Here is a 19,065-nt window from a genome sequence, read left to right as displayed (position 1 = left end):
CCAACGATGTTGATTTAAATCAGCACCAGACCGCCGCCTTGCCCGTAGAATGCCCAATATTTGCCTACATACAAACGGACACGCCATGCTGTTTGACGACTTCCAGCCCACCCACCACACCAAACCCGCCGCCCAGCCGCAGCCGGCCGAGCGCGGCCGCATCCCCGAACTCGTCTGCCCCGCCGGCAACCTGCCCGCCCTGAAAACCGCCGTGGACAACGGCGCGGACACGGTTTACATGGGGCTGAAAGATGCGACCAACGCGCGCAATTTCCCCGGCCTGAATTTCGACCAAAAATCCATCATCGAAGGCATCCGCTACGCCCACGACCGCGGGCGGCAGGTGCTGATGGCCATCAACACCTACGCGCAGGCCGGGCAGGTGGAACGCTGGCGGCGCGCGGTGGACACCGCAGCCGATTTGGGTGCGGACGCGGTGATTGTGGCCGACCCCGCCGTGATGGCCTACGCCTGCGAAAAACATCCGAACCTGCGCCTGCACATGTCGGTGCAGGGTTCGGCCACCAATTACGAAGCCATCAATTTAATGAAGGACTTGTTCGGCATCCGCCGCGCCGTGCTGCCACGAGTGCTGACGATAGACCAAGTGCAGCATGTGATTGACAACACGGATGTGGAGATTGAAGTGTTCGGCTTCGGCAGCCTGTGCGTGATGGTGGAAGGCCGCTGCATCCTGTCGAGCTACGCCACGGGCGAGTCGCCGAATATGCAGGGCGTGTGTTCGCCGGCCAAGGCTGTGCGCTGGGAGCAGTTGCCCGACAAAATGAACGTGCGGCTCAATCAGGTGATGATCGAGCAGTTCAACAAAGACGAGCCTGCAGGCTACCCCACGCTGTGCAAAGGCCGTTTTGAGGTGAACGACGAAACTTATTACGCATTAGAAGAGCCGACTAGCCTGAACGTGTTGGAAGTGTTGCCGCAGCTCATCAAAATCGGCGTGGCCGCCGTCAAAGTGGAAGGCCGCCAGCGCAGCCCGATGTACACCGCGCAGGTTACGCGCACGCTGCGGCAGGCTTTGGACGCAGCCGCCGCCGACCCCGCGCACTACCGCGTAACCCCCGCGTGGGATGCGGCTTTGGGCAAGGTGTCCGAAGGCAGCCAAAGCACGCTGGGCGCATATAACCGGCCTTGGAAGTAGTTTCAGACGGCCTCAAGGCCGTCTGAAAGGCTACCTGAAAAAGCAGCCTTAGGTCAGATTCTCGAATCCGGCACTTCGATCAATATAAATGTCGGATACAAGTATCCGACTTACGGGCTGCTACGGTGCGATGACCGCTTCCGCCGACAAAGGTTCGGTGCGGATGCGGGCCAAATCGAACGCTGATTGGGTTTGGCGGCGTGAATAAATTTCAAGCAGCCCGAAGGCCGTCTGAAAAGTGCAGGCTGCTTTGAAGGCTTTCAGACGGCCTTTGCCCTATTGCCAGCCGTGGAAGAAGTCAAGTGCCTGCGCCAGCGCGTCGCGGGCGGCGGCCATGTAGTCCTGCGGGTAACGGCGGGCGTTGGCAAACAGTTTGTGCCAGCGGCTTTCCACCGGAAACAGGTAATGCCCCGCGCGGTGGTAGGCGCGTTCGATGACGGGATACTGGAAGCCGCCGTCTTCCAAGCGGCGGACGATGCGCCGCGCGGCTTCGTATGAAGGCCACATGGTGTCGTCTTCGGCGGAAAGCAGCAGCACCGCGCCTTGGATGTTTTCCACCCGGATGCGTGTTTCCTCCGCTGCACCGACCGCATCGCGGTAGCAGGAGCGCAGGCAAAGGCTGCGGGTTTTCACGCAATCCCGCAATACGCGCAGGCGGTTCATGTGGAGCGGGCAATATGGCAGGTCGTACCCCCGCCAGGTGAAGGCGGAACAGTCAAGCAGCTTCCTGCGCGGCGCGGTTTGCAAACCCTGCACGCACACGTCCAGCGGGCTGACGGCAGCCACGCGGCCGATGTCGGGAATCAGGGAGGCAGCCAGCAGGGCGAGTTGCGCACCCATGGAAATACCCCACACGCCGGTTTGGCAAAAACCCATTTCCTGCGCCCGCCGCACGGCGGTTTCCACTGTCTCCACAGCAATTTGCGCCAGCCCCTGCGCCAGGTGCGGCTGCCCCCAGTAAGGCACGGCCAGCGCAGTCAGACCGTTTTCGGCAAACACGGCGGCATAGGTTTGCGTGAGCGCGTAACTGCCGTCGCTGCCGCCGAGTATGATGACGATGCGGTCGGAAGGCGGCGCGTACCGGCCGCGGTACAGCGCGGCGGTCAGGTCGTCTGAAGCGTAAGACAATATCCGGTCGGGCTGCATGGCTTGCTCCTAAAAACAAAGCGTTAAAGTTAAAGCATTGTCCCACCGTTTTGCGGTAGGGGCTACCTGAAAAACAGTGCGAAAAATAAGAGCATGAAAAAACACATCGAAGACCTGCGCAACGCCCTATACAAACACGACCTGACCGTGGCCGCCGAAGAAGATACCCCTGCCTTCCCCGCCGTATGGACGCTTGCGCACCCTTATTTCACGTTGCCGCTGACCATTGCCTTCCACAACGCCCACGACACCGGCCTCGTACCGCTGTATGCCAGCTTCGGCTGCTACTTAATGGAAAAGCCTGAAATATCGCTGTATTTCACCAAAACCAACCGCCATTCGTGGCAGCGCGATTTGGCCGCTTTTATCGAAACGCTGATGCAATATATCTACGCCGCCGAAACCGAACACAATAAGGCCGTCTGAAAAGGAATCCTATGCACATCACCTTCCCGGAATGGTTTGATGACCTGGCTGAATTTGAAGCCGAGAGCAAAGGTTGCCTGTTGGATTTTCCATTGCATATCAACGGACAAGAGTTTGTTTTTACCTTCTACGATTTGTGCCGCCTCAATCAAACCTATGCCGATGATTCCGCCGCCGATTTTTTAGAGAACGAAGCCGTCGTTGTATTGCAGGCCATAAACCGGAAAAACATTGCCCGCTTTGCCCAAACGATTTTCAGGTAGCCTCCAGGCCGTCTGAAAAGACAAAAAAACAAAGGAACACCCATGAAACTCTCCCTCGCCCCCATCCAATTCTTCTGGCAGAAAGAAACCCTGCTCGAATTCTACGTCCAAATGCTCGACAGCCCGCTCGACACCATCTATCTGGGCGAAACCGTCTGCTCCCGCCGCCAGAAAATGCGTTTTGCCGACTGGTTCGGCCTCGCCCAAGACCTCGCCGACAGCGGCAAGGAAATCATCCTGTCTTCCCAAGTGCTGCTCGAAAGCGAATCCGACCTCAAACGCCTGCGCAAAATCACCGGCCAAACCCAATTCAAAATCGAAGCCAACGACATGGGCGCGGTCAAACTCGCCCGCGAACACGGCATCCCCTTCGTGGCCGGAGCCAGCCTCAACATCTACAACGAAGCCACCCTGCAACTCTTCCAAAGCCTCGGTGCATACCGCTGGGTCGCCCCCGCCGAACTCGCCCGCGACAAAGTAGCCGACATCACCCGCCTTTCAGACGGCCTCGAAACCGAAATCTTCGCCTGGGGCAAAATCCCCTTGGCCTATTCGTCCCGCTGCTTCACCGCGCGGCACTACAACCTAAACAAAGACAGCTGCGAATTCCGCTGCCTCGATCACGAACACGGCCTCACCATGAACACCCGCGAAGGCCAGCCGTTCCTCACCATCAACGGCATCCAAACCATGTCCTACGGCAGCCAATGCCTGCTGCCGCACCACGCCGACATGGCCGCCATCGGCGTCAACATCCTGCGCCTCTCGCCCCAGCTCACCGACATGCCGCGCATCATCGAACTGCACCGCGCCGTGCTCGACGGCCAAACCACCCTAGACGAAGCCCTGCCCGAACTCGCCCGCCTGTCCACCGGCACGCCCGTGGACGGCTATTGGCTGGGCAAACCCGGCATCGAAGCCGTGGAAGCCCACCGCAAAGCCTACGGCACCAACGCCGCCTGAAAGGAAACAAAATGCCCCTGCCCGACATCACCCTGCCGCAATGGTGCGCCCAAATCGGCCGCCGCCTGCCCGCCCTGCCGCCGCGTTTCGCGCTGGTTAAAACCCTCAACCTCATGCTCAAACGCGGCCTCTTGCCTGCCGACATGAGCCTGTTTGATGGCCGCACCTTCGAAATCGACGTACTCGACGCAGGCATCACTGTGCGCTTTACCGCCGATAGCGAACGCTTCCTCGACCGCCGCTTCGAAGGTGAACCCGACCTCCGGCTAGCCGCCAACGGCGTGGATTTCCTGCGCATGATGCTGCGCGAAGAAGACCCGGACACCCTGTTTTTCAACCGCAAATTGCAAATCGAAGGCGATACCGAGCTTGGGCTGATTACCAAAAACCTGCTCGACAGCGTGGAATGGCCGTTTGCCGAACAGTTGGTGAAATGGCAGGAAATGTTTGAATAGGTGCCTGTGGGGCGTTGCCGCTTCGTTTGAACTGTGTGGAAGCCAAGCCTTTCAGGTAGCCTGCCATACTTGCCTGAGGCAGCTGAAACGGATAGGCTACACTGCAGCAGCACGATAAGCCGGTATGGCTGTGCCGACACGGTGCAAGGGAAATTTTCAGGTAGCCTTTGCCGGCGTTAGCCAGGGCTGCCTGAAACATACAAATCATCATTTGACAGTAATCCAATTTGAAAAAGGGAACCGATATGGCGCAATCCGTATTTGTGGAAAAAATCGAGCAGGCCTGCCACAAGAAAGCGTGGCTGTTTGAGCACAGCAAGGCAAAGTATGCACTGCGTTCGCTGATTGCCGGCATGCTGCTCACGCTCACCCCGGCCACAGGCGTGATTGCGGCGGATGTGCTCAATACGGTGCACCCTTCGCTGGGGCGTTTTGCCTTTCCGTTTTTCTTCTCGTGGGGGCTGGTGTATATCCTGTTTCTCAATTCGGAGCTCACCACTTCCAATATGATGTATCTCACGGCCGGCACCTTCCTCAAAAAAATCAAATGGGAAAAGGCGCTGATTATTTTGCTCTATTGCACGGCGTTTAATTTGATCGGCTCGATTGTTACCGCTTGGCTGTTCAATCAAACCAGCGCGTTTGCCCATGTTTCGGCGGATGGCTATTTGGCCAATATGGTGGGGCACAAGCTGGAGCGGCCAAACGGCCTGGTGCTGGCGGAGGGGATTTTTGCCAATCTGTTTGTGAACGTGGCGGTGGTGGCTTATCTGTTGCTGAAGGAACAGGCGGCGAAGATTGCGGCGGTGTTTGCGGCGGTGTATATGTTTGTGTTTTTGGCCAACGAACACGTGGCGGCGAACTTTGCTTCGTTTGCGCTGGTGGGCTTCAATCAGATTGCCGATAGCGTGTCGCATTTTGAAGCGCTGAATATCCTGCGCCATTGCAGCGTGGCTTTTGTGGCGAATTGGATTGGCGGCGGGTTGCTGATTGGCGTGCCGTATGCGTTTTTGAATAAGGATGAGGGAGAGTATGTGGATTAGAGGTTGGTGCGTCATCCCGATAGAGCAGATGAAAATAAGGATGAGACAAGGCGGCGAGCCGCAGATATAGTAGACCTCTTGCGAAAGTATCCTGAAGATTTACAATTCCCAAATGAAATACGAAAACCTCATCCAAAGAAGCGATAGCGAATTCAAACGGCTCACAGGTGTAACGCCCGTCCTTTTTCACGAAATGCTGCAAGTCACCACAGAAGCAGAAAGCCGGAAGGTCAAGTCAGGCAGGCCGCATACGCTCGGTTTGGCAGACCAACTGCTGCTTACCCTAAGCTATCTGTGCCATTACCATACCCAACTCGAATTGGCCGCCATCTACGGCCTTTCCGAAAGCAATGTCTGCCGCACCATCCGTAAAACCGAGGACGCCCTCATCCGTTGCAAACGCTTCTCCCTGCCAAAGCACAAGAATCCGGGCGACCAAACGGTCATCATTGACGTTACCGAAAGCCCGATTGAACGTCCCAAAAAAACAGCGGCAGTATTACAGCGGCAAGAAAAGGCGGCACACGGTTAAAATCCGGGTCATATACGGCAGGGAAACGGAAAAAATCATCAGCATCCGGACGGGGATGGGTGCCCGGCATGACATGCGTTTAGCCAAGAGGCACCTTGCAGAGCTTTATCCCTACAAAATAGTCATTGCGGATAAGGGTTATCAAGGATTGGCCAAAACCGGATTACAGACCCCGAAAAAGAAATCCAAACGTCATCCGCCGGACAAACAGGATAAAGAGGCGAACAGGCGGTTAGGCAAACTCAGAACCGTCATCGAGCACATCAACAGGAAACTGAAGATATTCAAAATATTGTCGCTGCCTTACCGCAACAGGCGGAAACGGTTCGGGTTAAGGGCAAATCTGATTGCAGGACTGGTTAATGCGATGGGATGAATATTTTCGCAAGAGGTCTAGTGAATTAAATTTAAACCAGTACAGCGTTGACTCTATTTGTACTGTCTGCGGCTCACCGCCTTGTCCTGATTTAAATTTAATCCACTATAGTACCGACAGTACAGCAAGGCGAGCCAACGCCGTAGTATCCTTTTCCATTCATTATAAAAATTTCAGGTAGCCTGTTTTCCGTTAACAGGCTACCTGAAATTTTGCGCACGCGGCATTGGAAGCTATTGGGCGGCGGGCATTTGGAAATGGCAGCGGGCGACGACGATGGGTTTGGCCGGGTCGGACTGCCAGGCTTCCACGACCACGTTGGCGATGCGGCTGCCTTGGCGGGTGAGGGCGCAGCGGGCGTAGGTGGTTTCCGGCTTGCCGCTGCGCAGGTAGTCGAGCGAGAAATCGATCATTTTGGGCAGCTCGGTGAGCCCGGCTTGGCGGTAGAGAAAGAGCACGGCGCAGCTTTCAATGAAGCCGCCGAGCATGCCGCCGTGCAGGGCGGGTAGGAAGACGTTGCCGATGTTTTCGCGTTTGTAGGGCAGGGCAAACAGGGGGTGGCCGCCGGATTCGCCGCATTGCAGGCCGATGAAGCCGCTGTAGGGGATGAGCCCGGCGGCTTCGGCGGTGCGCTCGGGGGAGAGGGTGAAGGGGGTGCTCATGCTTGCAACATCTCTTGTAGTTTGGCTTGTTCTTCGGGGGTGAGCGGGGTGCGCATGAAGGTGGCCATGCCCAGGGCGAAGGGGTCGGCCGGGTCTTCTTGGTAGCAGCTGCTGCGCACGAAGGCCACCTGTCCGGCCAGGCAGTAGCATTCGGCGCGGCCGTAGATGCGGCGGCCGGGGGTGGCGGGGTGCATATAGTCGATGCGCATGTCGAGGGTGGCGAGGATTTCGGCGTCGGGCAGCTGGGCGGTTACGGCGCAGGCGGAAACCATATCGACTAGGGTGGTGATGGTACCGCCGTGGATGGTTTGGGTGTCGTGGCGGCCGACGAGGTGGGGCTGCCAATCGAAACTGAGCACGGGGCGGCGGCCATAGATGCCTTCGTAGCGCAGGCCGATGGCGCGGGAGTGGGGAAGGTCGAGATAATGCTGGCTGAGGATGCGGTAGAGGGCGGAATTTACGGGCATGGCGGTTTCGGTTTGGAGCAATCTATTTTCAGGTAGCCTTTAGGAGGCGGCGTGGTGTTATTGTTTGGCTGGCAGGAGGCCTTGTCAAGGCCGGCTGAAAACCATATCGCTGTATGTGCAGCCTGCCTTGCTATTGGTTTGCATCATCACCTTCGCTTTGCAGCACAGCGGTTTCATCTGTCTCACCGGGCAGGCGCACCAAAATATCGCCGAACGCGCCGTCTTCCTGGGTGAGGCGTACCAGCCCTTCTTTCACCAGCTCCAACAGGGCGATAAAGCACACCACCACCTGCGCCACGCCGCTCTCCGGCTCAAACAGTCGGCTGAAGCGGCAGCCGCCGTCTTGCAGGCGGCGCAGGATGCGGCTCATGGTGGCGCGCACGGAAAGGGCTTCGTTTTCCTGCACCACCGTATGGCTGCGGCGTTGGCCGGCGCGGGAGAGGATGGCGAGCCAGGCTTGGGTGAGGTCGGCCAGCCGCACTTCCGGCAGCTTGGAGGCGGTGGCGATTTCCAGCGGCAGATACGCCCAGGCAAAATCGCGGCCGGCGCGGGGCAGTGCATCCAACCCTACGGTGGCGAGCTTCATTTGCTCGTAGGCCAAGAGGCGGCGCACCAGTTCGGCACGCGGGTCGGCAATCTCTTCGTCTTCGGCAGCGGGCGGCACAGGCAGAAGCAGGCGTGATTTGATTTCAATCAACACCGCCGCCATCAGCAGGTATTCCGCGGCCAAATCCAGGTTTTGCTCGTCCATTTGCGCGATATAGGCCAGATATTGCTCGGTAATTTTGAGCATGGGGATATCCAGCACGTCGATGTTTTGCTTGCGGATAAGATAAAGCAGCAAATCGAGCGGGCCTTCAAAACTGTGCAGCACCACCTGCAACGCATCGGGCGGGATAAAGAGGTCGGCGGGCAGGTCGGTAACCGGCTGGCCGAACAACGTGGCGATGCCGGGGCTGCTCGGCGTATCGGGCGGGGAAGCGGGCATGTTTCAGGTAGCCTTTGGCGGGCGTGGAAAGCAGGGATTATATCGCCTTTGCCGTATTGGCTTACCAATCTGCTATTCGTATAATCTGCCTACTCTCAGCCAAGATTGAGTGAATAGGAAAATTAAGATGAAATTTATAGCAGATAAACAATTGTTTACCCAATTTCCCGGCTTGCACGTCGGCATTAGTGTGGCATGCGGGGTAAACAATAAGACAGATGCGGCTGCTTTCCTGCCGCAATTGCAACAGGCGGCAAACAATGTAGCAGAAAATTGCGGAGGACAGCCTGTGGCACAGTTGCCAAAAATTGCTGCCTGGCGCGAGGCATACCGACAATTCGGCGTGAAAGCCAAAGAATATCCTAGCTCAGTAGAAGCGCTATATAAGCGCGTTTCTAAAGGAAAAGGCTTGGGCAGCATCAGCCCGTTGGTAGATATTTATAACTATATTTCGCTCAAATACACCGTGCCGGTGGGCGGGGAAGATTTGGATGCCATGCAGGGTAATCTGCAGCTAACCTACGCCGGTGCGGATGAAGTGCCGGTGGTTGTGTTGGGCAAAGATGAGGCACAGGCACCAGCAGAGGGCGAGATTTTCTATAAAGACAACGCCGGCGCCATTTGCCGACGCTGGAATTGGCGTGAAGTGGCACGCACCGCCATTAGCCCAGATACAACCCACTGCGTGTTTGTGATTGAAGCATTAGCCGAAGTGGGAGACGACGAGCTACGTGCCGCACAGGAAGAGTTGGGCATGCTGATCACGCAATACTGTGGCAGCACGATTTCCTACCAAATTGTTCGGGCAGGGCAGGAAGAGGCAGAATTACACTGAGGCAACACGGCTTGAAAGCAGCAGCCAAGCGGCGCATACTGGCTGCATTTCCCACATCAGAATAAGGAGCGATTGATGAAACTCGTGATTGCCGCGCCGGCCAACGGCGTTGAATTGAAAAACGCACTCAAAGCACATCTGCAAAACGACCCGCGCGTAGCGAGCCTGGTGGATTTGTCGTCGCCCGAAGGCACCTATCCGCAGATCTCCTTTGCCACCGCGCAGGAAGTGGCCGCCGGCCGCGCCGACCGCGCCATTCTGATTTGCGGCACGGGCGTGGGTACGGCGATTGCCGCCAATAAGGTACGCGGCATACGGGCGGTGACGGCGCACGATTTGCTCACCCTTCGCGGTTCGGTGGAAAACTATGATGCACAGGTGCTGTGCATGGGGCAGAATGTGATTGCCGCGCCTGCCGCTTGGGCGTTGGTGGATATTTGGCTGGATTTGCGCCACGACACAAGCAGCGGTTATGCGCCGAAAGTAGGTGAGATCGAAGCCTTCGAGCGTGGTGTTTGACAGGCTTGCAAACCGTAAACGCACAAAAGGCTACCTGAAACTTTAGTTGCGCAGAAACTGCGCTGCTTTGCTTCAGGTAGCCTTTTTTTCTCAGCTATTCTCACAACTGGCGCAAGAATGCTTGAATAAACGCAATCTTATCCAATTCCGGCATAGCGTTGAACGCTTCGCGATGCTCGTGGATGTGGTCGATTAAGGGGTAAAACTCTTCATCGACGTGGCGTTTGTCGAGCTTGCGTCCGATGTTACCTTCGTTGCTTCGTCCCAGAAACTTGGAAATCAGGTAATACGGCGATTTGAGTTTGAACAGCATTTCGCCGTTTTGCACATCAAATACCATAAAGCCTTCGTGTTCCACGTTTTTCAGACGATTTTTCAGCTCGCCGAAGGTGATGTTTTTCAACGTTTCAGGGCGGCGGATGCCGTATTGTTTGCCGATTTCGTCCAATTCGGCTTCGCTAAACTGACGGCCTGTCACCACGTCGATGCAGCCGATTAGGGTTTCGCCCAATTCTTCACGGATGATGTGCACGTCTTTCGCGTCTGTGATTTCAAACAAAAAAGTGTGGTTCGGATAAGCGCGGAACAGAGGTTCGTATTGCGCGCAGTGTGCGGCGGTCATGTCGGCAAACGCGCTATCAAGCGAACCGGTGGTCGAATACAGCACTTTGCCGTCAAACGCCTCGCCGTAGGACGGGTGGTCGCTTGGAAGCGAGACGAAAGTGCAGCAGCCGAGGAAGCCGTTTACTTTTACCACCGCGTCCACCAATCGCTCATCGCCGATGCGGATTGGATAACGGCTGCCTTTGGCAATACGTTCCGAATAATTGAACACTTTTTTAAACGGGCGCGCGATGATGCGGTTGTGCGCGTCGATAATCAAGCCGCGCATTTCCAGCAGGGCATCGTCGAAGCGGTTATTGTAGAACACGCTGCGGGCGTATTTCAACACGCGCAATTCGGGATAGCGTTTGGATGCTTTGGCGGTAAAGTTGCGGCTGCCATGTTGCAGATAGTGTTCGGTGACGAAGGTTTGCTGCGCTTCATCAAACGGCAGGGCGTGCTGCTCGATGGCCTGCATTTGTTCGATTTGTGCCAACTGCGCCGTGCTGGCGGGTTGCACGGCTTCAATGTGGATTTCGCCGGGCAGGGGGTTTTGGTTGAGCTTTACATAGGCCGCCAGCACGTCATGCTCTTTCACGCCGTGCAGGTTGGGATAGAAGTTGTGCAGGCGGTAGATTTCCGTTTGGAATCCGCTCTTCTTCGCCTGATCCAACAAATGACGGCAACGTGAAGCCTTTTGGTTGGTGTTGGAATGGATGATTAAAATGTTGCGGTTCGGATTTTGGCGTCCGAGTTTCAAAGTTGCGGTCATCAAAGCATTACCGTGTTTCTGCGCCTTATCCACCGCCTCGCCAGACCAACGGTACACGCCGTTTTCATCGGTGAGCAGCAGGTCGTTTTCGATGCGGACGATTTCGGCATCGGGATATTGTTGGGCAAACTCGGCGGCTTTTTGTTCGGCGAAAGTCGATTTTCCCGAACCTTGATGGCCGCGGATGAGGATGAATTTTTGCATGGTTGTGTATCTTTCTTTGGTTTGTTTTGGCTTCGCAGCAACTCTGCGGTGCTGCGTTTTATAGTGGATTAACAAAAATCAGGATAAGGCGGCGAGCCGCAGACAGTACACACGTTACGGCAAGGCGAGACAACGCTGTACTGGTTTAAATTTAATCCACTATAACTGCGTTGAGGCTTCGCTTTCAGGTAGCCTTTTTAACAATATGATTTGTTTAGCATGGATTGTGCCAAGCAGCGGGATGCTTGTCTAATGGATTGATATTACGAGGGACTATTTTTTATTGGTAGGCGAATGGTTGCTGTGTATAGTGAAAGATATAGTTTTATAGATAGTATTTGTAGAAATATAGCTATGGGTTGGAAGGCTACCTGAAAAACGGAATACGCCTGCTTTGCGCTGATTGTGTAAAAAGCATTACAATCGCGCCCAAATTTGAGCCGGGGCTGCTGTTTTGCGGCGGCTTTGGGAGTTGCTAATCCTTTTGTTATCAGGGAAATAAATCATGGCCGATGCCGATATGAAAGCCGCTGCCGAGGCGGATTTGGTGTATAAGCTGGAAGACAAGCCGCCGTTTGCCAATGCGCTGTTAAGCGCAATAACGCATTTGCTGGCGATTTTTGTGCCGATGGTGACGCCGGCGCTGATTGTGGGCGGTGCGCTAAAACTGCCTGCGGAAACCACGGCTTATTTGGTTTCGATGGCGATGGTGGCTTCCGGTATCGGCACGTTTTTGCAGGTGAGCCGCTTCGGGCCGGTGGGCTCGGGGCTGCTTTCGATTCAGTCGGTAAACTTTTCCTTTGTGGGTGTGATGATTTCGCTGGGTTTGGGCATGCGCGAAGGCGGCCTGAGCGAGGCGGCGATGCTGTCCACGCTGTTGGGCGTGTCGTTTGCCGGGGCGTTTCTAATTTGCGCTTCGGCTTGGGCGCTGCCTTATCTGAAACGGGTGATCACGCCCACGGTGAGCGGCGTGGTGGTGCTGCTGATCGGCTTGAGCCTGATTGATATCGGCATCACTGATTTCGGCGGCGGTTTCGGCGCGAAAGGCACGGATGCTTTCGGCTCGGTGCAGAATATCGGCTTGGCGGGTTTTGTGTTGGTCATCGTGTTGCTGTTCAACTGCATGCGCAATCCGTTTTTGCGTATGAGCGGTATCGCGGTGGGGCTGGTGGCGGGTTATATTGCCGCGCTGGCGATGGGCATGGTGGATTTTTCGCCGCTGCAAAACACGCCGCTGTTCACGCTGCCTGTGCCGTTTAAATATGGCTTTGCCTTTGATTGGAGCGCGTTTTTGGTGGCGGGCACGATTTATCTGTTGAGCGTGTTCGAGGCGGTGGGCGACCTCACGGCCACGGCGATGGTGTCCGGCCAGCCGTATGAGGGCGACAAATTTCAAAAACGGCTGCGCGGCGGGGTGTTTGCCGACGGGCTGGTGTCGGTGATTGCCACGGCGCTCGGCTCGCTGCCGCTCACCACGTTTGCGCAAAATAACGGCGTAATCCAAATGACGGGCGTGGCCTCGCGCCATGTGGGGCGCTATATTGCCGCGATTTTGGTGCTGGCCGGGCTGTTTCCCGTGGTGGGGCGCGTGTTCACCACCATTCCTTCGCCGGTGCTCGGCGGGGCGATGGTGCTGATGTTCGGCCTGATTGCGATTGCCGGCGTGCGCATCATCATGACCCACGGCATCAACCGTCGCGAGGCCGTGATTGCGGCCACATCGGTGGGCATCGGCCTGGGCGTGGCCTTCGAGCCGGAAGTGTTTAAGGCGCTGCCGGAAGTGTTCCGCAATGCGATTGCCGCCGGCGGCATTGCGGCAGTGGCGCTGAATCTGATTCTGCCGAGGGATGAGAAAGATCGGGCGGTTCGGCTGGAAGAGTAGCTGCAGGCAGTCTTAGCTTTAGTTGCAATTGATGCTTTCAGGTAGCCTTTTGGATAAGAGGCTACCTGAAAATTTTGTGCAAACGGTTTTCAGGTAGCCTTCAAATAAGCGGCGGGGAAATGCCCGCCTGGTTCATTTTTCATTGCAAAACGCGCCTACGCTATATAGCGGTACATTCGTCATCCACTCCTGCTCCCGATAATCAGCCATGGAAAAACGTATCGCCTGTTCGGGCTCGAATTGATCGGCGTACACCTTCAAACTTTTCGCTTTTAAATTTTCTTCCGCCTTCACTTCAACCGGCATCACGCCTTGTCCGCGCTGCAACACGAAATCCACTTCCGCCGTGCCTTTTTCGCTTGCCCAGTAGAAAACGGGATTATCTTGCGAAGCAATGAGTTGCTGCAAAACGTATTGTTCGGTGAGCGCGCCTTTAAATTCGGTGAAAATGCGGTTGCCTTCCAGCAGGGTGCCCGCATCCAGCCCGCTTTGCGCGGCGAGCAGCCCCACGTCTAAGCCGTAGAGTTTGAAGGCGTTGTCTTGGTAGGCGGTGAGGGGGAGGTGCGGCTTTTTGATGCGCGGCACGATGTGTACCAGCCCACTGTCTTTAAGCCATTGCAGGGCAGTTTCGTAGTCTTTGCTGCGGGCGCCTTTTTGCAGGTGGGCATAGATGAACTTTTTGTTTTCTTTAGCAAGCTGCTCGGGGATGGCATGCCATAAGGCACGCACGCGCTGCACGGTGTGTCCGTCGGCAATATGTTTGGAGAAATCCTGCCCGTAGGCTGTGAGCAGGTTTCGCTGGATTTGGCGCACTTCGCTGAAATTTTGCGTGTCAATAAAGGTTTGCACCGCTTCCGGCATACCGCCGACAAAATAATATTGGCGCAGCAGCTCGATATAGCGGCTTTTCATGGCGGCAATCAGCGGCCAATCGCGCATTTCCAAGAGCTGCACCAAATCCTGCTGCCCAAGCGCGGTGAGGAATTCATGAAAATCCATCGGATAGAGCGGTAGGAAATCCACCTTGCCGACGGGAAAGGAAACCTGATGGTGCAGGGAGATGCCCAAGAGCGAGCCTGCCGCTGCAATATGGAGCTGCGGTGCGTTTTCGTAGAAATATTTGAGCGATGCCAGGGCCTGCGGCACTTCTTGAATTTCGTCAAAAATCAGCAGGGTGTCTTCGGCTTGAATATCCACGCCGCTTTCGATTTTCAGGCCGAGCAGCAGACGGCTGATGTCGTAATCGCCTGAAAACAGGGTTTGCATGCGCGGGTTGTGGTCGAAATTGATGTAGGCGGTTTGGGCGAAGCAGGTTTCGCCGAAATACTTCATCACCCATGTTTTGCCCACCTGCCTTGCTCCTTGGATAATCAGGGGTTTGCGGTTGGGCTTGAGTTTCCAATTTTTTAAGGCTTGGATGATTCTGCGCTGCATGGGGAGTCCTAATGGCCGGTTTCTTGAGGATTATACAGGTGGGAATACATTTTTCCTAATGAAAAAATAGAGGATGACTACATTTTTTCGAATGAAAAAATGATGGAAAATTACATTTTTCTAATGGAAATTCGGCGGCATTGGGCTGCGCGAATAAAGGAGGGCAGGTTTAAAACCTGCCCCTGCGGAATTTCAGGTAGCCTTTAGGCAAAGTTGCAGGCTACCTGAAAAACATCAATACGCAATCCAATCATAAGCATACTCCAACATCTCGAGCATTTTGCGCCAGCATCGGCCGTAGCGTTCGCTGCGTTGCTGTTTGTTGAGCCGGGCGAAATCGTCGGCAGCGGCAAGTATCCGCTCGGCGAAGATTTGGCGGCAGGCGGCATCTTCTATCCAGTTTCGCAGTTCGGGTTCGGCGCATTCCGGCTGCACCCAGTTGTAGCCGTAGCACACCATGCAGGCGTAATGTAGCAGGGCTTCGGGGGTGTCGGTGTGCAGCCAGTTACCCAGCAGGGAGCGGATATTGATGCCGCTTTGGGCGAAGGTGTCGAGCAGGCTGCCCAGCGGAATATTGCTGTCGGGGCGGGGATAGTTGGTGAGCTGGTTGTCAAACAGGGCGCGGGCAAAATCTTCTATGGCCTGCCATTCTTCGGGGCTGAAAAACTGCCGTGGGTTTTCGCCCAGCCTGCCTTCAAATAAGTCGCATATGCCGTAGCCGAGCTCTTCGTCTGCAGCGTAAAGCTCCAGCCAGCGCGGCAATAGGTATCGTATATCGGGGGCGGAGGCTGCGCCGTTTTCGTGGGCGGCGGTGTTGTATTCCCAAAAGTGGCGGGCGGTGAGGCAGCGCAGGGGCAGGGTACGCATTTCGTGTTCAATATCGGGGCGCATGCAGCAACTGGTGCAGGCTTCCAGGTGCTCGGGTGCGGGGTATTTGGAGAAAAGGTGGTAGCAGCGTTCGATGGCTTGGGAGAGGGCGGTATCGGTTTGCATGTTTTGGCTCAGCAGGAACTTATTTTGATGACGTTGGTCTGCCGCTTTGTTTCATTTTTTATAGCTCGTTGAGGCTGGGCTTTCAGGTAGCCTTTATCTGGCGGTGGAAGAGGCTACCTGAAAATTTATGGCGGTATCGAATGAAGGATGAAAATGCCTGTGCGGTGAGTGTTGCCCATAGGTTTTCAGGTAGCCTCCACCATTCGGCAAAGGCTACCTGAAAAATATAGTGGATTAAATTTAAACCAGTACAGCGTTGTCTCGCCTTGCCGTAACGTGTGTACTGTCTGCGGCTCGCCGCCTTGTCCTGATTTAAATTTAATCCACTATACTAGCACACCGCCGCCAGTCCGGTTTTCTCAATCTCCTCCACCCAGAAATCCGCGCCCATACCTTGCTCGGCGAACGAGCCGATCAGCGTGAACACTTGGTCGGAGAAGCCGCCGATGTTCAAGATGTCGCGGCGGTTTTGCGCTTGTGCGGTGGTGTAGGGCTGGATGTCCAAGCAGACGAGTTTGGCTTCGGGGCAGCGTTGTTTCAGGATGTCCCACTCTTTCATCAGGCCGGTTTTGCCGCCCCAACGTTGTTCGCGGTCTGCCCAGCTTTCATTGTCGGACACGATGACGACCAAATCCACATCGGCTTTTTCGCGGTTCAACAGGGCGAGCGGTGCGCTGCATGCTGTTCCGCCGCCGCCGATATTGGCGAGTTTTTCGGCGTTGGTCATGATGCTGTCGCGCGGGTTGAGCTGCACGTTTACCGTGATTTGTTCAAACGGTATCACGCGGGCTTGCGGGTTGGTGCGCAACATGGCGGCGGATACGAGCGCGGCGATGTCGATGCAGCGGGTTTTGCTGGTCGCGCTGCCGCGATAGCCGGTAGCCGGGCTGTGCATGGAGCCGGAGACATCCGGGCAAACCACGACTTTGCCTCGGATTGCCGGTACGTTTTGTACGGCGGTTTCCATCGCATCTTGCAGCGCTTCGCGGATTTCAGACGGCATCTGTTCGGATGTCGCCTGATACGCGGTCAGCAATTGGTAAGGCAGAACGCGGGCGCGGCGGATGGCGGTTTTGTCGCGCAGTTTTTCTGTCACCATTTTGATGTTTTTGCTTTTGGCAAACACATCGTGGCGCAGGAAGGTGTTCAGGTTTTGACGAACCTGCTGCCATGAGCCGTTGCGGGCGATTTGCGCCCAGTCGCCGCTGTTCAATTCCAACGCGGTGAGCATTTGGAAGGGGACGTCGGGCAATGCGCCTTGGCGGCTTTGTTTGTAGTCTTCAAAGGCGCGGGTGATGGGCGGCAATGCTTCGCGGTCGTACGGTTTGCCGATGAGCCACGCAAACCATGCGGCACGCCATGCTTCACGCGGTTTGGGATGCACCATTTTGACCACGTCCGCCAGCGACGGCGAATTGCCGACGGCAGCGTTCAACAGTTGTTTTTCGGTGGCGGTTAAAAGCCAAGTCTGCATCAGTTTTTTCGGACGGTTGCCGAAGGACTTTCTGCCGACTGCGCCGCTGCGGATGATTTGCGCGAAGTTGCGCAACATTTTACCGTTGTCCGCCACTTGGTCGAATACGCGGGCAAGCATGTTCACATCTTTCTGCGCCAACACGGCAAGCAACAGCGCGGGCATGTCTTTCATGAAACCTTTTTGACGGGCGTACACGGCGGTTTTGGCGATAAACTCGGCATCCAGGTTTTCCGCCAATTCCAATACTTGCTCAAGCTGGTCTTGCGCGTCGGCGTAGTAAGTGCTGTTCAGGCAGCCGGTGGCGGCAAGTTGGGCGAGCTGTTGTTTGGGTGTCAGCGTGTAGGCGATGCCGCCTGCTTCGTTGCGGGTGTCGGCAGCGGTCAAACGGGTTTTAACGGATTGGAACAAGGTGGCGTTGGCCATTTTTCATTTCCTTTCGTGTTGTTGTTTTCAGGTAGCCTGAGTTGTTTTAGCTCCGCAGAAGCTTTATTGAAGCTGCGCTTTCAGACGGCCTCGAATGGGTGGCGGCGCGGCGGCTAGTATTTGAAGGGATACGGTTTTTAACTTTACAGGTTAATGTAATCCCTTCAGGCATCCGCCTACCGCCGTAAAAAGAGGGTACGGCGGGCAGCTAGGCTTTTGGGAAACAGCCGATGCTCTACCGACTGAGCTACCCGCTGGGAGCGGGGCAGGATTCGAACCTGCGACACGCGGATTAACTGTAGTTTCCCAAGGCATCTGCTTGCCGTACCGGAAAAGGGGTGGGCGGCTAGGCTGTAGCAGGATTCCTGCTTCGTATTATTAGTACGACGATTGTTTATCCAATGTAATCCTGCCGGCATCCGCCCGTAAAACTTGTAAATATTGGTTTTGGCTTTGCAGAGACTTCGCTTCTTTCGGAAGCTTCGTTTTAGCTCCGCAGAAACTCAGCTTCCTTCAGGAACTTCGTTGAAGCTGCGCTTTCAGACGGCCTTTCGCTTTCAATTATGCAGCGGACGCAGGACTGCCGCACATAGGCCTTGCGGCCGTCTGAAAGCCTCAAAACAAGCATGTTCCCATAGCCGAACAGAAACTCCGCTTCTTTGCCCTGCGCCGTGCCGAGGATTTCGGCTTGGCTGAAGGCGCGGCCGTCTGAAAGTGCGATGTCGTAACGGCAGCCTTCCTTTATCAAACTGCATTCCGCTTCGGGAAAAGTCTGTTCCCGCCAAGCCTGTTCGCGTTTACGGCTGCGGCTGTTTTGGAAGGACAGATAAATCATGGTCGAAAAAACGATGACGCTGATGATTTGCCAAGTGTTCATAACAAATATCCTGTTTCAGGCTACCTGAAAATATTTATTAAGGGGCGGCACGGCAAACAACGAGTTTTTGGGAAACGCCTCACCGCTCTACCCGACTGAGCTACCCGCCGAAAGCGGGGCAGGACTCGAACCTGCGACCAATGTAGTTTCCAAGGCATTTGTTTTTCCATGCTGCGAAAAAAGGTGGGCGGCTAGATTGGCAGGATTTCGCCGTTTCCGGCGGCGGGAATCGAACCCGCTGTTTCCAGACAATGTAACCCTGCCGGCATCCGCCCGTAGGGGGCACTTTGGCAACTAGAAGTGGAGAAATTGTTACGCGCTCTATCCTCTGAGCTACTCTGCCATCGTTGGCGGCAGAGGCGGGATTCGAACCCGCGACCTCGAGCTTAGCAGGCTGTAATTCCTCCGGCATTTGCCGGGGTGCTTGATGGCTATATTGCAATAGCTGTGCCAAATATGGGGAAAATGGCAAAAATTATTTTTAATTTATTGAAAATAAAGATAAGATATTTTCAGGTAGCCTTTTACTACAGAAGGAGTAGAATACTAAAAAATATCTAAAAAGA

General features: G+C 55.4%; 19 protein-coding genes and 1 pseudogene. 10 read left to right on the top strand and 10 right to left on the bottom strand.

Annotated features, from left to right (window positions below; genetic code table 11):
- The first annotated feature begins 49 nt into the window (after positions 1 to 49).
- Complete coding sequence (gene ubiU / locus ELB75_RS08535; RefSeq protein WP_241236060.1) at positions 50 to 1,159, top strand: ubiquinone anaerobic biosynthesis protein UbiU; 1,110 nt, start codon at positions 50 to 52, stop codon at positions 1,157 to 1,159.
- Positions 1,160 to 1,435: 276 nt separating this feature from the next.
- On the opposite strand, the gene ELB75_RS08530 is transcribed toward ubiU, so the two are convergent.
- On the bottom strand, positions 1,436 to 2,305 hold the full coding sequence (locus ELB75_RS08530; protein ID WP_126983559.1) for an acyl-CoA thioester hydrolase/BAAT C-terminal domain-containing protein: 870 nt from the start codon (positions 2,303 to 2,305) through the stop codon (positions 1,436 to 1,438).
- A 93-nt stretch (positions 2,306 to 2,398) separates the two neighbouring features.
- Between ELB75_RS08530 and ELB75_RS08525 the strand changes: the two genes are divergently transcribed.
- The 6 genes from ELB75_RS08525 (at position 2,399) to ELB75_RS08500 (ending at position 6,363) form a co-directional block, all read left to right on the top strand.
- Entirely contained in the window at positions 2,399 to 2,731 is a 333-nt protein-coding gene (locus tag ELB75_RS08525; RefSeq protein ID WP_126983558.1) for a hypothetical protein, read from the top strand.
- Between the two features lie 11 nt (positions 2,732 to 2,742).
- A complete protein-coding gene (locus ELB75_RS08520; RefSeq protein ID WP_070543504.1) occupies positions 2,743 to 2,994 on the top strand; it encodes a hypothetical protein in 252 nt (83 codons plus the stop codon).
- A 42-nt stretch (positions 2,995 to 3,036) separates the two neighbouring features.
- Positions 3,037 to 3,957 (top strand): U32 family peptidase, encoded by a 921-nt coding sequence (locus ELB75_RS08515; RefSeq protein ID WP_126983557.1) that lies wholly within the window; start codon positions 3,037 to 3,039, stop codon positions 3,955 to 3,957.
- A gap of 11 nt (positions 3,958 to 3,968) precedes the next feature.
- The gene (gene ubiT, locus ELB75_RS08510) at positions 3,969 to 4,412 is read left to right on the top strand and encodes a ubiquinone anaerobic biosynthesis accessory factor UbiT (protein ID WP_126983556.1); all 444 of its coding nucleotides are present in this window, start codon (positions 3,969 to 3,971) and stop codon (positions 4,410 to 4,412) included.
- A 245-nt stretch (positions 4,413 to 4,657) separates the two neighbouring features.
- Positions 4,658 to 5,455 carry a formate/nitrite transporter family protein gene (locus ELB75_RS08505; RefSeq protein WP_126983555.1) on the top strand — a complete coding sequence of 266 codons (798 nt, stop codon included), beginning with the start codon at positions 4,658 to 4,660 and terminating at the stop codon, positions 5,453 to 5,455.
- Between the two features lie 112 nt (positions 5,456 to 5,567).
- Positions 5,568 to 6,363 (top strand): IS5 family transposase gene (locus tag ELB75_RS08500; RefSeq protein WP_126983554.1). Its coding sequence is split into 2 segments (ribosomal slippage): positions 5,568 to 5,933 and positions 5,935 to 6,363, totalling 795 coding nucleotides; the frame shifts between segments, so codons are not numbered across the junction.
- Between the two features lie 233 nt (positions 6,364 to 6,596).
- On the opposite strand, the gene ELB75_RS08490 is transcribed toward ELB75_RS08500, so the two are convergent.
- The 3 genes from ELB75_RS08490 to ELB75_RS08480 form a co-directional block, all read right to left on the bottom strand.
- Complete coding sequence (locus ELB75_RS08490) at positions 6,597 to 7,025, bottom strand: PaaI family thioesterase (RefSeq protein WP_126983552.1); 429 nt, start codon at positions 7,023 to 7,025, stop codon at positions 6,597 to 6,599.
- Positions 7,022 to 7,513 (bottom strand): PaaI family thioesterase, encoded by a 492-nt coding sequence (locus tag ELB75_RS08485; protein ID WP_241236059.1) that lies wholly within the window; start codon positions 7,511 to 7,513, stop codon positions 7,022 to 7,024. Before ELB75_RS08485 ends, ELB75_RS08490 begins: the two co-directional genes overlap by 4 nt.
- A 109-nt stretch (positions 7,514 to 7,622) precedes the next feature.
- Positions 7,623 to 8,480, bottom strand: a complete 858-nt coding sequence (locus ELB75_RS08480) for a segregation and condensation protein A (RefSeq protein WP_126983551.1) — start codon at positions 8,478 to 8,480, stop codon at positions 7,623 to 7,625.
- Between the two features lie 109 nt (positions 8,481 to 8,589).
- On the opposite strand from ELB75_RS08480, the gene ELB75_RS08475 reads away from it, so the two are divergent.
- Both ELB75_RS08475 and ELB75_RS08470 read left to right on the top strand, forming a co-directional pair.
- A complete protein-coding gene (locus ELB75_RS08475; protein WP_126983550.1) occupies positions 8,590 to 9,315 on the top strand; it encodes a B3/B4 domain-containing protein in 726 nt (241 codons plus the stop codon).
- Positions 9,316 to 9,390: 75 nt separating this feature from the next.
- Positions 9,391 to 9,834, top strand: coding sequence for an RpiB/LacA/LacB family sugar-phosphate isomerase (locus tag ELB75_RS08470; protein WP_126983549.1), 444 nt, complete (start codon positions 9,391 to 9,393; stop codon positions 9,832 to 9,834).
- Positions 9,835 to 9,934: 100 nt separating this feature from the next.
- Here the strand turns inward: ELB75_RS08470 and ELB75_RS08465 are convergent, their stop codons facing one another.
- Positions 9,935 to 11,413, bottom strand: coding sequence for an AAA family ATPase (locus ELB75_RS08465; RefSeq protein ID WP_126983548.1), 1,479 nt, complete (start codon positions 11,411 to 11,413; stop codon positions 9,935 to 9,937).
- 505 nt (positions 11,414 to 11,918) lie between these two features.
- On the opposite strand from ELB75_RS08465, the gene ELB75_RS08460 reads away from it, so the two are divergent.
- Positions 11,919 to 13,295, top strand: a complete 1,377-nt coding sequence (locus tag ELB75_RS08460) for a nucleobase:cation symporter-2 family protein (protein WP_126983547.1) — start codon at positions 11,919 to 11,921, stop codon at positions 13,293 to 13,295.
- 132 nt (positions 13,296 to 13,427) lie between these two features.
- On the opposite strand, the gene ELB75_RS08455 is transcribed toward ELB75_RS08460, so the two are convergent.
- From ELB75_RS08455 to ELB75_RS08435, 5 genes and pseudogenes are all read right to left on the bottom strand, one after another.
- On the bottom strand, positions 13,428 to 14,729 hold the full coding sequence (locus tag ELB75_RS08455; protein ID WP_126983546.1) for an ATP-binding protein: 1,302 nt from the start codon (positions 14,727 to 14,729) through the stop codon (positions 13,428 to 13,430).
- Between the two features lie 234 nt (positions 14,730 to 14,963).
- A complete protein-coding gene (locus tag ELB75_RS08450) occupies positions 14,964 to 15,722 on the bottom strand; it encodes a hypothetical protein (protein WP_126983545.1) in 759 nt (252 codons plus the stop codon).
- A gap of 224 nt (positions 15,723 to 15,946) precedes the next feature.
- Positions 15,947 to 16,053: pseudogene (locus ELB75_RS12705) on the bottom strand (IS5/IS1182 family transposase); the annotation flags it as partial.
- Positions 16,054 to 17,622, bottom strand: a complete 1,569-nt coding sequence (locus tag ELB75_RS08440; protein ID WP_126983543.1) for a TROVE domain-containing protein — start codon at positions 17,620 to 17,622, stop codon at positions 16,054 to 16,056.
- 487 nt (positions 17,623 to 18,109) lie between these two features.
- Positions 18,110 to 18,499, bottom strand: a complete 390-nt coding sequence (locus tag ELB75_RS08435) for a hypothetical protein (protein WP_126983542.1) — start codon at positions 18,497 to 18,499, stop codon at positions 18,110 to 18,112.
- Between the last annotated feature and the right edge of the window lie 566 nt (positions 18,500 to 19,065).

Source organism: Eikenella corrodens (assembly GCF_003990355.1).
Classification (GTDB): Bacteria; Pseudomonadota; Gammaproteobacteria; order Burkholderiales; family Neisseriaceae; genus Eikenella; species Eikenella corrodens_B.
Note: the sequence above shows the minus strand (reverse complement) of the source record. Positions and strands in the feature narration are given on the sequence as shown.